Origin of the sequence: Treponema pedis, from assembly GCF_017161325.1 — a bacterium.
GTDB classification, from domain to species: domain Bacteria; phylum Spirochaetota; class Spirochaetia; order Treponematales; family Treponemataceae; genus Treponema_B; species Treponema_B pedis.
Genome location: NZ_CP045670.1, coordinates 228664 through 245352, shown reverse-complemented (window position 1 = coordinate 245352; position 16689 = coordinate 228664). Strand labels below are relative to the sequence as shown.

Here is a 16689-nt window from a genome sequence, read left to right as displayed (position 1 = left end):
AAGTCTTGACGGATAAAGTTTTTAAAAACTTTTTTGTTTTTAAAAGCAAGGGGGAATGGTTTTTACGAATATGGAAGATGCAGTACTTGAAATAAAAAAACTGTCAAAATCTTTTGCAAAAAATAAGGTTCTTGACGGAATTAACTTAACTGTAAAAAAAGGTTCCGTTATGGGTTTAATGGGAGAAAACGGAGCCGGAAAATCAACAATGATGAAGTGTCTTTTCGGAATTTATACACGAGATGAGGGCATTATTTCCCTTTTAAATAAGCCGGTGGAATTTAAAAATCCGCGCGAAGCTCTTGAAAGCGGAGTTGCAATGGTTCATCAAGAATTAAATTTATGTTTAGACAGAACCGTTACCGATAACCTGTTTTTAGGCCGTTACCCTACCCGCTTCGGAATAGTCGATGAAATTAAAATGTTTGAATCGGCCCACTCTCTTTTTTCTTCATTAAATATAAACGTAAATCCTAAAACAATTATGCGCACAATGTCGGTTTCTCAGCGTCAAATGGTGGAAATTGCAAAAGCGGTTTCTTATAATTCTAAAATAATTGTTTTGGACGAACCGACTTCTTCTCTTACAGAACGGGAAGTAAAAAAGCTTTTTTCAATAGTCAGAAGTTTACAAAAAAAAGGCGTTTCATTTATTTATATTTCGCACAAAATGGACGAGGTGTTTGAAATATGCGATGAGATTTCGGTACTGCGGGACGGAAAGATGATTCTTTCAAAACCGATTGCGGAAACAAATATGAATGAAATTATTTCCGCAATGGTAGGGCGTTCCCTCGATAAACGCTTTCCCGACGTTGATAACACTCCGGGCGAAGATTTTTTAAAAATAGAAAATCTGACTACAAAACACCCGCCTATTTTAGAAAATATTTCTTTTACTGTAAAAAAAGGAGAAATTTTCGGCTTATACGGTTTGGTCGGTGCGGGAAGAAGCGAACTTTTAGAAAGTCTTTTCGGAATACGAACCATTGCCTCAGGCGATATTATAATCAATAAAAAAGCTTTCAGATTTAAAAACAGTAAAGAAGCAATGCAGCACGGGTTTGCTCTTTTAACCGAGGAGCGTAAATTAAACGGAATGTTCGGCAAGGCTACAATAGAGTTTAACACTGCTATTACCAACTTAAACAGCTATAAATATGCCGGTATCTTATCAAATAGAAAAATAAGAGATGCCGCAAACAGGCAAATAGATATAATGAAAACGCGCTGTCTTTCGCCTGACCAGCCCATTTCGGCATTAAGCGGAGGTAATCAGCAAAAAGTTATTATCGGTAAATGGCTTGAGCGCTCGCCTGAAGTGTTTTTAATGGACGAACCGACTCGGGGAATTGATGTAGGAGCAAAATACGAAATTTATCAGCTCATTATTAAAATGGCAAAAGAAGGAAAAACCGTTATCGTAGTTTCAAGTGAAATGCCTGAAATCTTAGGTATTACGAACCGCATTGCCGTTATGTCCAACCGCAAACTTGCAGGAATTGTAAACACAAAAGAAACGGACCAAGAAACTCTGCTCAGACTTTCGGCAAAATATTTATAAGTGCCGCATCAAACAAATAAAAGCCCGGCAATTAAATTACCGAGTTTGCTTTGCAAACTCAATTATTATTATTATATGCCGTTTCTCATTGCATTACGAAACGGCGAAAATTCATCAATGCTCGATTTTTGATAAAATCTGCGCTTGATGAATTTATAGGGGGATTTAAATTAAGCTCCTAAAATAAGCGTCGCTTAATTTAAATTGTCGAGTTTGCCTTGCAAACTCAATTATTATATGCCGTTTCTCACTTCGTTACGAAACGGCGAAAATTCATCAATGCTCGATTTTTGATAAAATCTGCGCTTGATGAATTTATAGGGAGGGTGGAGTTTTAACGGGATTAATCGGTAAATATTTTTCCATCAATTCAAACCTTTTTAAAAAATATTTTTTTTCTTTTTCCGGCAAGGTATCAATCCATTCTTTAGTAAAGCGCTTTACAACCGGAGCGTCATTTCCGCTATAAGCGGTAATTAAAATCGGAGTTAAAATAATTTCGTCCGATAAAATACCGCCGATTTTTGTAAGCCTGACCTGCATTAAAACGGAGTCGCCCGTATATTGAAAATACTGCCCCGGATTTTCATATTTAATATACTTACCCCACCTTTGTCCGGAAATAAAATTTCCCATAGAATACATAAATACACATCGTCTTTTTTTTACATTTGTTTTATCTATACTGCCCGCTCCGTTATTCCGTCCTTCAAGAAAACCGTTTTTTTCCTCCCGCTCAATTTCCGTAATTTCCCACTCCTGAACAACATGCGGGTGATGAGCCCAAACTATATCGATTCCCGCTTCCGCAAGTTTTCTAAACCATTCTTTTTTTTCATTTGAAACTTTTAAGCCGTACTCCGCTTCAAATAAATGAAGAGCCAATATAAAAACATCACAAGGCGTTTCCGCCCTCATTTTTTATCGTTTCCAATAATTTTTTTCTGCCTTCTACGGTAGGAGCACTGTAATAAAGTCTATTTTTTGAAGTATCGTGAGAATTTAAAATTTCGGTTACCGATAAAAATAAAATTTTCCAATCTTTTTTTTCTATCAGATTCGCCTTAAATTCCTCTCCCGATTTTTCTTTTAACCCTGAACAAAATATCGTTTCGATTCTTCGTTCCGTATTCCGATTTAAGATTTGCAAAAGATTTAACCGTTCCGTCTATACCTTTTATCCCCTTATCATTTGTATGATTATTCGCAAAAGCAAATACATCGAAACCGCCTTCAATTGCAGCTTTTAAATAATCCGCATGTACATTAAAACTTGGAAATGACGAAAGCGGCAAGTCATCGCAAACGGGCATTTCCATATTTCCGAAACTTAAATCATCATTATCTAAAATTTCTTTTACATCTTTATAAATAAGACTGTAATCTTTCATATTGAAATTTATATCATGAGCCATTATATCGCCTGAAAATGTAAAAGTTATCGAAGAAACGTCGTTCTTTTTTAATTCAGCCCTCTCCGACGCACAAGCAAAACAAAAAATACAAAAACTTAAAACCAAGCCGAAATGAATAAGTGCGATTTTTTTCAATTTATTTGCTCCGTAATTTTAAATTCATCTAAAGGAATTTGCGCGGCTTTTATCATATTTTCACCTGCGATTTACAATTATATTGCATTTATCGGTGAAAATCAAGCATTTTAATCGGCTTTAAATTGATACCGTTAAAAAATGTTTACGGTTCACTGCCGATTGTACTTTCCTGAAAAATCTGTTAAATTACCTTATGGCTAAAATTTATTCGATAGGCGAAATTACAGGTGAAATAAAAAAACTTTTGGAAAACGGATTCGGAACGATTACACTGCAAGGTGAAATTTCCAACTATAGACCTTCAAGTGCGGGACATCTTTATTTTACTCTTAAAGACGAAACGGCAGCGATTCAAGCCGTAATGTTTAAAGGAAGAACGCGGTTATTGAATTTTATGCCCAAGGACGGAATGACGGTACTGGCGGAGGGGACGATTTCCGTTTATGAACAGCGCGGTTCATATCAAATAATAATAGAAAAAATGAGCCTTGCAGGTGAAGGCGATATTTTAAAAATGCTTGAAGAGCGAAAGCGGAAACTCGCCGCCGAAGGCTTATTCGATTCGGATAAAAAAAAGCCTTTGCCGTTTTTTCCTAAAAAAATTGCCGTAATTACAAGCCCTACAGGAGCCGCCGTAAGGGATATTATCAACGTAGTTAAAAGGCGGAATGAAAAAATAGGTATTACGGTTTTACCTGCAATCGTACAAGGTGAAGAAGCCGCACCTATTTTAATAAAACAGCTTAAAATTGCCGATATGCACAAACTGGGCGAAGTTATCATAATCGGAAGGGGCGGAGGCTCTTTGGAAGACTTACTTCCGTTTTCGGACGAAGCTCTTGTAAGAGCAATAGCAGCTTGTGAAACCCCGGTTATTTCGGCGGTCGGGCATGAAATAGACTGGGCGCTTTCGGATTATGCGGCAGATATGAGGGCACCCACCCCTTCCGCAGCGGCGGAACTCGCTTCGCCAAAGCTGGACGATATATTATATTCAATTGATATAAATAAAGAAGAAATAATAAATGCAATAGAATCCCGCATAGAAAAAATAAGGCTTATGACGGCAGCCTTTACCCCTGAATCTTTGGAAATGCGTTTCCGCTCCATTTTGCAGCCCCTTTTAAGCAGGTTCGATAATGCAAAAGAAGAAATACTGTCGGAAATGAAAAGCCGCATTGTTGAAGTTAAGCACAAACTGACGCTTACAAAAAGTCTTTTGGAAAGTGCCGACCCGCAAGGTATTTTAAAACGGGGCTATTCGATTGTAAGAAATGCGGAAACGGGAAAAACAGTCCGCTCGGCAAAAGAAGTAAAAAAAGGAATGCTTTTAAATATTCAGCCTGCAAGCGGAACAATCTCGGTAAAAGTGGAAGATTAAAAATAACTCCCGTAATTTTTACATTTTTGTAAAGCCTTAATATCCTAAAGAGCTTATAAATTTCAGCCGAAATTTATAGCTGGAGGCATAGTAATGCAAAATATTTCCGCTGTAAATAAAATCGGCATTTTATTTTTAGTTATCGGGCTTATATTTCAATTTACTTCGTGTAATACCCTGCCCGAAAAAAAAGAAGGTATTATCGAGCTAATTAAGGCAGGAAAAGCCGAAGAGCTTAAAGAACGTTTTAATGAAGATTCTATAAATATGACCGATGAAAACGGCTACAGTCTTCTTCATATTGCCGTGCTTCAAAATAATCCGGTAATTGTCCGTTTTTTGCTCAGTATGAACGCAAATATCGAAGCGGCCGACCCTTCAGGAAAAACTCCTCTTTTATTGGGATTAAATCGGGAGTGCTATGAAGCGGTAAAAGTGCTTATAGAACATAATGCAAATATTTTTGCAAAAGATAAAAGCGGCGTTCATTCTTTTTCATATTCTCAAGAGAAGGAAGCGGTTCGATTTATTCTTACTTCCAAAACAATACGCCAAAAAGACGAAGCTCTTAATACGGCTCTCCATTATGCTGCTAAAGAATTAAAACCGAATTTAGTAAAAGCGATATCGGATATAGAAAAACCCTTAACCGAAAAAAATGCTGAAGGAAAAACGCCTTTAAATCTCGTATACGAAAATACCGAAAGCGAAGCGGCGGCGGAAATCGCTTCAATGTTAATTATTGCAGGACTTGAACCCGAAGGAAAAGAGTTTACCGAATTTGAAACCGCTTCTCTTGCGCGCAACTATTCCATGCGTTTCGGCGACGGCGAAACTCTTTTGCATATTTGCTCAAGGAAGGGCTATACCGGCTTTGTTCGGTTTTTGATAAACAAGAACGTTTCTATTGATGTAAAAAATATGGCGAGCTCTACCGCCTTGCATGAGGCTGTCCGTAGCGGTAAGATAGAAACCGCAAGTCTTTTAATAAAATCGGGTGCGGACCCGAATGCCCGCGACGCCTCCGGAAATACGGCGCTTCATTTAGTTATGCCTGAGGCCTCCCGCTCCAAACTTTTCAGCGAGCTGCTCGCCTCAGGAGCAAAACCGAATATAAAAGATAATTACGGAGAAACGCCTCTGCACGTTGCCGTAAGAATCGGAATGGAAGATAATATTTTACAGCAGTTAATTGAAGCCGGAGCCGACATAAACGAAAGAAACAAAAAGGGACAAACGCCTCTTATTCTTGCAATAGAACGCAACCTGGTAAATCAGGTAAAATCGCTTATAAAATACGGTTCGGATATTCACGCGGAAGATACGGCAGGCGATACGGCTTTTACTAAAGCTCTTTCTATAGGCTTACCGATGGTTCAAAATGTAATAACCGATACAAACAGTATGTACAGAGATTCCAACGGAAGTACACCTCTTCATATTGCAATTTCAAGAAAGGCTTCCACGGATATAATTTATTACCTTGTTGAAAAAAAGTCGCTTGTAAATACGCGGGATAAGGCAGGCAATACGGCCTTACATATTGCAGCGGAGCAAAATTACCGCGAAGCCGGGGAAATTCTTCTTGCAAATAATGCCGATATTTTTTATGCAAACGTAAAAGGAGAGTCCCCTTTAAAACTTGCAATGCTTTTAGGCGGCGGCAGGGAAGACTGGATAATAAATTCGCATACCATTTCGGCAAAAGACGGAGCCGGAAACACACCGCTTCATCTTGCTTCGGAATGGAAGGTTATTCCGATGATTTTATATTTACTCGATAAGGGTGCCGATATAAATGCACGCAACAGTAATAACGAAACTCCTCTTTTCAGTGCCGTAAAAGGTGATAGTCCGGAAGCGATTAGAACCTTGTTGGGTGCGGGCGGCGGAATAAAGGCCGATATAAATGCACGCGATTTTTTAGGAAACTCCGTTCTTCATGCAACCGTAAAATGGTCAGCATATAATTCGGCGGCTCTTCTTTTAAGTATGACCTCCGACGGATTTACTTCGCTTATTTATTCCAAAAATCTTGCAGGAAAAACAGTTTTACACGAAGCTGCAAAACAGGGCAATATTGCATTTATTAAAACTTTTTTGAATGCAAGGGCCGATATAAATGCTGCAGATGAAATAGGACGCTCCCCTCTTACGGAGGCTGTGTTAACGAATAAACTTGACGCCGTCAATCTTTTATTGACAAACGGAGCTTCTCCCGTACAACAGGATATGTACGGAAGAACGCCTCTTCATGAAGCGGTTATTATGGGTAATATCGATTGTATCTTTTCTATCCGAAAAGCCGGAGGAAATCCGCTTGCAAGAGATGCTTATTCAAAAACTCCGTTTTTGCTTTCGTTAAGCAAGGGTATTCAAATAATAGATGCGGTTTTAGGAACCGATAAATTCTTAGCGGACACTGACGGCGATACTCCCGTTCATATTGCGGTTTCGGAAAATGTAAGTGCGGATATTTTTCAAGCTCTTTTATCCAAGGGGTATCCTGTAGATAAAAGAAATAAAAACGGAACGGTTGCCGTACTTGCCGCCGTTCAAAAAAATCAAAAAGAAAATACTCATCTTTTGTTAATTGCGGGAGCCGACCCCTTTATAATAAACAATCAGGGCGTGTGCGCCGTAGGAGAGATTTTTACAAAACACCCGGACTTTGTTCCTCTTGCTGCGGAATTTGCAGTAGGCAGAACGGACGTAATGGGTGACGGACTTTTACATTATGCGGCCAAATTCGCAAGCGTACAAATTATCCGCGAACTTTTAACCTTACCGGGTGTAAGTGTAAATGCAAAAAATACCGCAGGTGAAACACCCCGCGATATTGCACTGCGCTGGCAAAGAGAAGATGCTGCGGAAGCACTAAAATAAATCGGGCGGGTTTGCTTTGCCGCAAACTCGCACTATTACATTTCGTTTTTATCGGTGAAAATACAACACGGTTTATAAAAAGCGGTTCGGGTATTCGATAAATAATTTACATCTACACAGTAAATTAAGATATTTATAAAACCTTATTCTCCTATCCTGCGCCAATGCCAGCCGAAAACGGAATGAGCGTTAGTTACAACCATAAAAGCCTTTTCATCGTTTCGGCTTAAATAAGTTTTTAACTTTACAAAATCGCGGCGGCTTATTACGGTTTGAATAACGGAGCGTTCCGCCTTTGTATATGCCCCCGTCGCCTTATAAACATTTGCGGAACGTCCCAACTGTACAAGAAAAGAGCAAAGAGCCTCAGGATTATCGGTATTTATGACGCAGTATTTACTGCTATTCATTCCGTCTATAGTGGAATCGATTACCAATCCGTTTATAATAACACCTACAAGAGAAAAAAGTGCAATCTCTTTTCCGTAAGCAAAGGCGGCAAAAACAGTTATTATAAAATCGGTTAAAAGACAGCCCTTTCCCAAATCCAATCCGGTGTATTTTTGTAAAATCATTGCGAAAATATCGCTTCCGCCTGTGGAAGCATATTGATTTAAAACTATACCAACGCCTCCGCCATAAAGCAATACTGCAATTATAAGCTGTAAAAAGGTATCGTTTACAATAGGTTCTTTAATGGGTAAAAAAAATCTCCAAAAGCCAAACGGCTCCCGAAAGCCCTAAACTTGCACAAACCGTTTTAGCCCCGAATTTATTTCCTATAATTAAAAATCCCAAAGCAAATAAAACTATATTTACTACAACCAACAAAGCTCCTGTAGAAAGCGGAATATAATTTGAAAGTACCAGGGCCATTCCCGTAGCACCGCCTAAAGAAAGTTTTGAAGGTAACAAAAAAAAGTGAATGCCGGACGCTATCATTAAAACGCCTGCAACAATGTAAAAAAAACTTGCTATTTTTTCTTTCATATTTTAATCCGAAACGCGATTATAGCATATCTATAAAAGATTATCAAGATTTAATTCAGATTGGATATAAAGAAAAATAGCACTTATTTTAAGAAATGTGATTTTTATCATACATATCGCCTTTCCCTTTTTAGAATGTATGGTATACTTTATTCTATGCTGAATCGGTGTAAAAACATTTATACCGTATTTACAAAATCTCTTTTCGTTTGCCCGGCAAATAGCGTAAATACTGTATTAACCTTTACCCGCCCCTCGCACACAAGCAAAGCGCGTCAGCGCCTTTGCCCCGCCAACCCGCCGGTAAAACTAAAGCATAGCGTATCCCGCTTGTAAAAGTGTAAACCCCAAACCCAACCGTAAGCCGGGTTCTTAGGGGCGGCGAGCCCCTAAGCAGACGGAAAAGATAGGAGGGGTTTGGGGAGGGAAGAAACTTTTATCCTGAAAAAGTTGTCCTCTCCCCCTATTAAATCCCCGTATCTTATGCTATACTTAACCGTGAGGAGGGACAGGCTGATGAGTAAGAGCTTTGACGAACTGACAATAGCGGACGATTTTATGTTCTGCACGGTAATGAAAGACGAAGAACTGTGTAAAGAACTTTTAACGATGATTCTAAAAAATAGGGTCGGCACCATCGTAAAAATCATTCACCAAAAAGCCGTAGACAACAAAATCGGCTCAAAAAGCGTCCGCCTCGACTTAATGATAGAAGATGATACGGGTAAGCTTTACGACATCGAAATGCAGACGACCGACCAAAAGAATCTTCCCGTAAGAATGCGCTACTATCAATGTGCAATTGATGAAAGCTCACTCAATAAAGGAAACGACTACAACGACTTACCGGATACGTTCATCATCTTTTTTTGCACATTCGACTACCTAAATCAAGGCTTACCGCTTTATACAATTCAACCAATATGCAGTGAAACAGGTCAAATATTTCAAGACGGAACGACCAAAATTATAGTCAACAGCAAGGCTGCTGAAAAAGAAGCAGACACTGAACTGAAAGGGTTTCTAAACTATATGAATGGAAAAAGTCCGGATACGGATTTTACAAAACGGTTGGAAGAACAAGTGAGCAAAACTAAAACCGATGAAGAGAGGAGGCGTGAATATATGAATATACAAGCATTTGAAATGGACGCACGAAGAGCTGGAATACAGGCAGGAATTGCTAGAGGTATAGCACAAGGCAGAAGCGAAGGCTTTTCCGACGGAGCGAGGCAAACGAAACTGGAAACGGCTGCGGCATTAAAAACAATGGGTCTTTCGATTGAGCAGATAATGCAGGCAACAAACTTAAGCAAAACCGAAATAGAAAAACTATAGGAAATTGACGATTGTCAATTGACAATCGTCAATCACCCGCCAGCCGCAAAGCGCGTCAGCGCCTTTGCCGCCGAACCTAAGCGGGAGCGAACAGGACGTCCGCCGGAACAATCCCGACGCGAGTTTTGTGCAAACAAAACTCGGAGTAAGAATTGTACGGGACGTACTTCGGTAAACCGGGGTTCTTAGGGGCAGAGCCCCTAAGCGGTTCACGGACAGGATGTCCGTTAGAACAGTCTTGCGCGAGTTTTCTTGTAAGAAAACTCGAAGCCCAAAAAGGTACGTTACGTACCTTTTTGGGCGGGGTTCTTAGGGGGAGAGAGAAAACCCTGCTCGGAACGGGGTTCTCTCTCTCCCCCTTAAAAAAACCATTTTTTTCCCTCTTTTCCTTTGTTTTTTCCGCAAAAGCGTGCTATAATGTACAATGATGAAAACAGTGAAAAATATAGACAGTACACACCGCCTAAAACATACTCAACAAAACGCCGGGCTTCCGCATGAAAAAAAAGCCCCGCCGACGCATAAAACAAGCGGCGGAGTACTTGACAAACTCAAAACACGCCCCATAATTTACTTGCCGCTTGCCGCTTGCCGCTTGCCGCTTGCCGCTTGCCGCTTGCCGCTTGCCGCTTGCCGCTTGCCGCTTGCCGCTTGCCGCTTGCCGCTTGCCGCTTGCCGCTTGCCGCTTGCCGCTTGCCGCTTGCCGCTTGCCGCTTGCCGCTTGCCGCTTGCCGCTTGCCGCTTGCCGCTTGCCGCTTGCCGCTTGCCGCTTGCCGCTTGCCGCTTGCCGCTTGCCGCTTGCCGCTTGCCGCTCGGCATAAGACTGCCCCAACCGCAAATCACAGACACAATATCAGTTTCTCAAAACCCGAACGCACAAAACGGAAAACCCGTCTTGTGCGTTTGTTATACATACTCAATTTTTTATGGAGGAATAAACGTATGAACAATGTAAGGTTTAAACAAAGAGCACAGCTCTTAATTGTCGGAGTGATAACCCTTGCGGTATCACTGGTATTCACCGCCTGCCCCGACACCGCAGGCGGCAGAGGCACGGGAGGAGGCACAGTCCCTACAGGACAAACCTTCCTCGTAACCTTCGGCGTAGAAGGCAGCATAAACGGCACACTGAAAGCCGAAATTGACGGTACAAGACTTTTCTCATCTCCCACACAAGTGGAAAAAGGAAAAACCGTAACCTTTACCGCAACACCTTCCGACCCGAGCAACTACAACGTGGACTATTGGACGATAACGGGCGGCACCCTCATCTCGGGCGGACAGGCAGGCAACACGGAAACAAAAATAGAAGTTACTTCGCCCGTAACCCTCACCGTCGTCTTCAAAGCTGTCGGTGACCCGCATACAACGCACACCGTAACCTTTGCCGTAAGCGGCACGGGCGGTACCCTTAATGCCGAAGCTGACGGTGTAAGCCTCCCGACATTTCCGGCACAGGTAAACGTCAATGCACCCCTCGTCTTAACCGCAGTACCCCAAGAAGACTGTGCAGTAGACACATGGACGGTAACGGGCGGTACCCTCATCTCAGGCGGACAGCCGGGCGACACGGAAACAATCATACGAGTTACTTCGCCCGTAACCGTTGAGCTGCGCTTTAAAGCAGCCGCTTACGATGTCTACCTTGCAGGAACCGTAAAGGTAGGAGAAAAATATAAGGCCTGTATGTGGAAAAACGATACGCCGATGCTTTTAAACTCCTACGATTCTTCGCAAGCATGCGCGCTGGCGCAAGATACGGATAAGGAAATCTATATCGCAGGATATGAAAAGTGGTTAGGTAGCGAGAAACCGTGTATATGGAAAAAAGACGGCAGTCCGTACTTTATTAACTACCCTGACCGACGGGGTATGATATACGATATACTCATACATGAGGGAAAACGCTATACGGCAGAAGTACTCTACTACCCTGTAAATGGCGCCGCCATTGTCGATATCAGCTCCCTCGACCACCCGCAGATAACCTTGCTGCATCAGCAGGATTATATACCGGCCAAAGCCCTGTGTGCACAGTGGCATGACCTGTATGCGGTAGGCTGGACTTATAGCGGCAATATTTATAAAACCGTTTTGTGGAAGATTGCAGGTAGCGCGGTCAGCGAACGGGAATTGGGAACAACTGTGTCCTCACCTTGGGGTTGGTTCGGGATATGCGCCAAAGACTCGGACATCTACGTCGCAAATAAAACACTGTGGAAGGTGTCCGGCAGCACGGTAGGCACTATAGGCGGCCTTGGCGGAACGGATTCGGCAAATACCGTATACGCCGCCCCGTCCGCACTCTATGCCGCAGGGCAAAAAAACAATAAACCCGTCATCTGGAAAATCGAAGGCAACAATGCCGCTGTGTACAAAGAACTTTCGACACAAGACGGGTTCGTGGTTGCCCTGTACGCATTCGGTGCCGGTCTTTTCGCAGCCGGCAAATCGGAAGGCAACCTCGCATGGTGGTACATTGCCCCCGACCTCACCGTTACGCAAACAGTCATATCCGACTTTCCCTCAGGCGAAATACGGGATATCCTCGTTACGGCGCAATAGGGGAAGAAAAGGAGAGCTGCACACATCGCCGTTTCGCCTGCGTGCCCGGCACCCGAAAAACACAGCACCGCTGACAAAACGGCGAACCGCATACGGACGGACAGTCCACACACGGAGGTGTGGGCTGTCCGGGAAAAAGCGGTCTTTTCCCCTAACAAACAGACTACAATTTTGCGCAAAGAAGAATAAACATGACAAAATGTAAACTGACAACAGGATTAACACTCATCGTTGTATTGACAATCGCACTGACCGCCTGCCCCGACACCGCATTTACAAAAAAGATAGAAGAGCGGGAATACAGGCAGGGCTGGCACAAGGCAGAAGCGAAGGCTTTTCCGACGGAGTGAGGCAAACAAAACCGGAAACGGCAAAAGTATTAAAGCGGCTCGGCGATTCGGTACAAAAAATAATGCAGGCTACCGGCTTAACTAAAGAAGAAATAGAAAAGCTGTAGAGCAAAGTACCTTAAAACTCTTAGCACCCTTTGCGCTCTTAGCGGTTATAAAAACAAACCGCAGAGTACGCAAAGAGAGAATAGGGGGCTTATTAAACGCACAGTGTAACGGCATAAGGTAAGGGAGTGTTACCGCATAGGGTAAGACAGAGTTACCGCATAACGATAGACGGTCTATACACGTAATGGGGAATTGGACATTACCCATTAAAAAAGGAGGCTTATTTTATAGGAACATCGGCAAAGCAAACACCTTACCGATTCGCAAAACAAACCGCAAAGCACGCAGAGCACGCAAAGAAGAGTTGAGGGCTTGCAAAACACGGCACCCCGAACCCCTTAGCACCCTCTGCGCTATGAAGCGGTTAAGAAAAAACCACCCCCTCGCACACAAGCAAAGCGCGTAAGCGCCTTTGCCCCCGCAACCCGCCCCAAAAAAACTACCCGCGAGTTTGCTGCAAGAAAACTCGAAGCCCAAAAAGGTACAGGACGTACCTTTTTGGGCGGGGTTCTTAGGGGCGGAGCCCCTAAGCGGTTCTTTTGAAAAGAGAGGGGGTATAAGGGGGAGAGGAAAACTTTTATCCGAAAAAGTTGTCCTCTCCCCCTCAAAAATCATCAAATTTCCCCACTTGACATTTTTTTTTTATATAATGGAGCTGTTTTTTTTTAGGAGGAACATATATGAGCGAACTTTTGGAAAACCTGCAAAGTTTTAGAGAAGAAACCTCTAAATCCGACAATACGCGGTATTACTCGTGGATTGACTGTAACCTCGTCTTCAGACAAAAAAAGACCGCTGATGACGTTTTGGCTAAAGAACTTTTTATGTTCTTGGCAAGTTGGGGTATGTTAAGAAACTCCTTTCTTCTTAACCATAACCGGCGCATCTTACTTCCGGTAATAAACCTTCTTAAAGACCCGCGTTTTAAAATACTTCAAAACGCAAGTATCGACACGGTTGAAGCCAATGCTTCCCTTATAATTACCCTTAAAAATGAGCTTTTCTCGTGTTTAGACTCTTTAAAAAATAAGGACGACAGAAACATTACCGTTACCCTTATTTCCAAAATTATTACGGGCGCCTTTGCCTGCTCCGTAGCCTACGACACCAATGTATGTAGTGCCCTCCAGGCAATACATCTGTGTCAAACCTTTAACAAAAAGTCGATTTTGGAGCTTTGTACCTTTTACAAAGAACACCCCGAACTTGAAAAAATGAGGCTTAAAATACAAACCGAAGACGGCATAGACTACCCGCCCATGAAAATCCTTGATATGGCTTTTTGGAAGCCGGGAGAAAAAAAGTAAAAAAGCCCTATCAAGGCGCGGGGCATAAAAAGCGCCTTAACGATTTTTTCATAACTAATCGATTTATATAGGAGGATTAAAAATGAAAAAAAATTTTATTTATGGCTTGCCTGACGGCAATGGTATTTGTAGGCGCGTCATGCACGGGAAAAGAAGGCGCTTCTTCGGCTAAACCCTTGCCTGCGGACTGTTTTTCTTACACTCTTACCGATGACGGTAAAGGAATAGTAATACAAGGCTTTTCGAGAAAAGTGTACGACGAGTTTACCGAAAAGGACGGCAATGGGTACCTGAGACGTACATTTTCAGTTTTAAACATTCCTTCCGAAATTGAAGGTCTTCCCGTAACAATGGTGGATATTTCTAATCTTGGTCCGCGAGGTAGAAAAGGTGATGATATCATTCCTTGGGATTTGGTAATCATTCCCGACGGTGTTTCCGTTAATACATCTTTGGTAATATATTTACCTACCATTTATACAAAGAAACTTATATTGGGAAAAAACCTGAAATTTCCCGGAAGCTATGAGTTTTACAAATTGGAAGAATTCGTTGTTCCCGAATCCGTAACCGAATTGGGCTACTACGGAGATGTACAATTTACAACGGCGGTTATTTCGGAGCATATTAACGTAATTCGCGGAGGCATTGGAGGAGCTAATTTAACAGACATTATATTCCACGACAATGTCTACATTGCTTACAGAGCAAAAGTCTATGGTAAATTCAGCATAAAAACCCGGCAAAAGATTCGCAAACTTACATCTTCGGATGATAGTTTTTAAATAAAATTTCTTTTTTTTTAAGTTTTTTAAGCCCTCTTTAAGCAGGCTTAAAAAAATAAAAAAAAAAGCCGTGCTTAAAAAAATAAAAGAAGTCGGAAGAAAAAAAGTAAAAAAGCCCTATCAAGGCGCGGGGCATAAAAAGCGCCTTAACGATTTTTTCATAACTAATCGATTTATATAGGAGGATTAAAAATGAAAAAAATTTTATTTATGGCTTGCCTGACGGCAATGGTATTTGTAGGCGCGTCATGCACGGGAAAAGAAGGCGCTTCTTCGGCTAAACCCTTGCCTGCGGACTGTTTTTCTTACACTCTTACCGATGACGGTAAAGGAATAGTAATACAAGGCTTTTCGAGAAAAGTGTACGACGAGTTTACCGAAAAGGACGGCAATGGGTACCTGAGACGTACATTTTCAGTTTTAAACATTCCTTCCGAAATTGAAGGTCTTCCCGTAAAACTCATATACACCTATAACGATCTTTCTTCAAAATTCGATTCGGTTATTATTCCCGATGGGGTTACCGTTCCGTCAGAGCCTGGGTATAATTACAAGCCGATTATTTCCACAAAAAAACTTATATTGGGAAAAAACGTGCAGTTTCCCGACAGCTATGAGTTTGAACACTTGGAAGAATTCGTTGTTCCCGAATCCGTAACCGAATTGGGAAGGTACGTTTACGGAACATTTACAACGGCGGTTATTCCGGAGCATATTAAAGAAATTCCTAAACACAGCGGCTTTAGCGGGTGCTTTGATTTAAAAGAAATTACCTTCCCCGACGGTATTAAAATCGACAAGGATGCATACTTTCCTATGACAACATTATCGGTAAAAACCCAGCAAAGGCTCCGCGAGCTCGGGTACAAGAAGTAAATAAAATTTCTTTTTTTTTAAGGGCACTTTCTAAAAACTTCAAGTTTTTTAAAGGTGCCCTATAGTAAGCCGAATAAGCCTTTTTATTTTAGGCTTCGTTTCGGATATAACTATCGAAGAAAAAATACAAAAACAGCCCGCAGCCGAAGCTGATGTAAACTTTTCGCCCGTAAACACTGCCGAAAACAAAATACCGAAAACCGATTCAAGCGAAAATATTAAGGCTGCCGTCGAAGGCGGCGTTTTTTTTTGTCCCGCCGCTTGCAAAAGCACGCACAGGGCGGTACACAAAACCGTAAGATAGGCTAAAACAAAAACGGAAGTCCCGTTCCACACGGTTTTCGAATTATCTTCAAACAATAGCGAAAAAATTAAGGCATAAGTTCCCGCAAAAGCAAATTGAGAAATCGTAATTAAAACGGAATCGATATCTTTAATAAAACGCGGTAAAAGCACAATATAAAAGGCAAATACGGCAGCGCTTATTAACGAAAGCACATCGCCCCGATTTATACCGGCAGCCTTTTCGGCAAGTAATTCCGGCATCGAAATTGAAGCAACCCCGGCAAGGCATAAAAATGCGGCAAAAATATTATATTTATCGGGCCTTTGTTTACAAACCGCCGCGTTCACAAAAGGAACTAAAACGCAATAAGTTGCCGTTAAAAAGGCGCTCCTTCCCGGAAGCCCGCCTGCCTGAGTAATTGCAACGGTTTGAAGAGCATAACCTGCAAACATTATAAGCCCCAAAAAAGCTCCCGTTTTAACATACCTTAAATTAAACGATTTTAAACGCACGATAAAAACAAGGCATAAAATTAAACAGGCGGGCAAAAACCTCATTGCCAGCAAAAAATTGGGTTTAAAAAAATCGCCCGTGCCGCTTACAGCCGTAAAGGTACTTCCCCATAAAACGGTCGCAATAAAAAGTGCAAGCCGCGCAAAAATTTCTTCACGCGTAAGATAAGAACCTTTATTTTTCATAA

General features: G+C 41.8%; 12 protein-coding genes and 1 pseudogene. 9 read left to right on the top strand and 4 right to left on the bottom strand.

Annotated features, from left to right (window positions below; all coding sequences use genetic code 11):
- Positions 1-70: 70 nt before the first annotated feature.
- Positions 71-1564 carry a sugar ABC transporter ATP-binding protein gene (locus DYQ05_RS01140; RefSeq protein ID WP_024467904.1) on the top strand — a complete coding sequence of 498 codons (1494 nt, stop codon included), beginning with the start codon at positions 71-73 and terminating at the stop codon, positions 1562-1564.
- A gap of 315 nt (positions 1565-1879) precedes the next feature.
- Here DYQ05_RS01140 and DYQ05_RS14585 read toward each other — a convergent pair.
- A pseudogene (locus DYQ05_RS14585) lies at positions 1880-3084 on the bottom strand (CapA family protein).
- A gap of 226 nt (positions 3085-3310) precedes the next feature.
- On the opposite strand from DYQ05_RS14585, the gene xseA reads away from it, so the two are divergent.
- Positions 3311-4498, top strand: coding sequence for an exodeoxyribonuclease VII large subunit (xseA, locus tag DYQ05_RS01130; protein ID WP_020964037.1), 1188 nt, complete (start codon positions 3311-3313; stop codon positions 4496-4498).
- Between the two features lie 93 nt (positions 4499-4591).
- Positions 4592-7384, top strand: a complete 2793-nt coding sequence (locus DYQ05_RS01125; RefSeq protein ID WP_206183673.1) for an ankyrin repeat domain-containing protein — start codon at positions 4592-4594, stop codon at positions 7382-7384.
- A gap of 143 nt (positions 7385-7527) precedes the next feature.
- Here DYQ05_RS01125 and DYQ05_RS13440 read toward each other — a convergent pair whose 3' ends face one another.
- Complete coding sequence (locus tag DYQ05_RS13440; protein ID WP_435372825.1) at positions 7528-8031, bottom strand: YitT family protein; 504 nt, start codon at positions 8029-8031, stop codon at positions 7528-7530.
- Positions 8032-8077: 46 nt separating this feature from the next.
- Positions 8078-8374 (bottom strand): YitT family protein, encoded by a 297-nt coding sequence (locus tag DYQ05_RS13435; protein WP_252723447.1) that lies wholly within the window; start codon positions 8372-8374, stop codon positions 8078-8080.
- Positions 8375-8890: 516 nt separating this feature from the next.
- Between DYQ05_RS13435 and DYQ05_RS01115 the strand changes: the two genes are divergently transcribed.
- From DYQ05_RS01115 to DYQ05_RS01085, 6 genes are all read left to right on the top strand, one after another.
- Positions 8891-9712 carry an Rpn family recombination-promoting nuclease/putative transposase gene (locus tag DYQ05_RS01115; RefSeq protein ID WP_206183672.1) on the top strand — a complete coding sequence of 274 codons (822 nt, stop codon included), beginning with the start codon at positions 8891-8893 and terminating at the stop codon, positions 9710-9712.
- Positions 9713-10136: 424 nt separating this feature from the next.
- Entirely contained in the window at positions 10137-10658 is a 522-nt protein-coding gene (locus DYQ05_RS14580; RefSeq protein WP_206183671.1) for a hypothetical protein, read from the top strand.
- Positions 10655-12277 carry an InlB B-repeat-containing protein gene (locus DYQ05_RS01105; protein ID WP_020964031.1) on the top strand — a complete coding sequence of 541 codons (1623 nt, stop codon included), beginning with the start codon at positions 10655-10657 and terminating at the stop codon, positions 12275-12277. Before DYQ05_RS14580 ends, DYQ05_RS01105 begins: the two co-directional genes overlap by 4 nt.
- Before the next feature lie 1138 nt (positions 12278-13415).
- The gene (locus DYQ05_RS01095) at positions 13416-14042 is read left to right on the top strand and encodes a hypothetical protein (RefSeq protein WP_206183117.1); all 627 of its coding nucleotides are present in this window, start codon (positions 13416-13418) and stop codon (positions 14040-14042) included.
- A gap of 101 nt (positions 14043-14143) precedes the next feature.
- Positions 14144-14827, top strand: coding sequence for a hypothetical protein (locus DYQ05_RS01090; protein WP_206183670.1), 684 nt, complete (start codon positions 14144-14146; stop codon positions 14825-14827).
- A 192-nt stretch (positions 14828-15019) separates the two neighbouring features.
- Positions 15020-15703, top strand: a complete 684-nt coding sequence (locus DYQ05_RS01085) for a leucine-rich repeat protein (protein ID WP_206183669.1) — start codon at positions 15020-15022, stop codon at positions 15701-15703.
- Positions 15704-15751: 48 nt separating this feature from the next.
- Here the strand turns inward: DYQ05_RS01085 and DYQ05_RS01080 are convergent, their stop codons facing one another.
- Complete coding sequence (locus DYQ05_RS01080) at positions 15752-16687, bottom strand: DMT family transporter (protein WP_206183668.1); 936 nt, start codon at positions 16685-16687, stop codon at positions 15752-15754.
- Positions 16688-16689 lie beyond the last annotated feature (2 nt).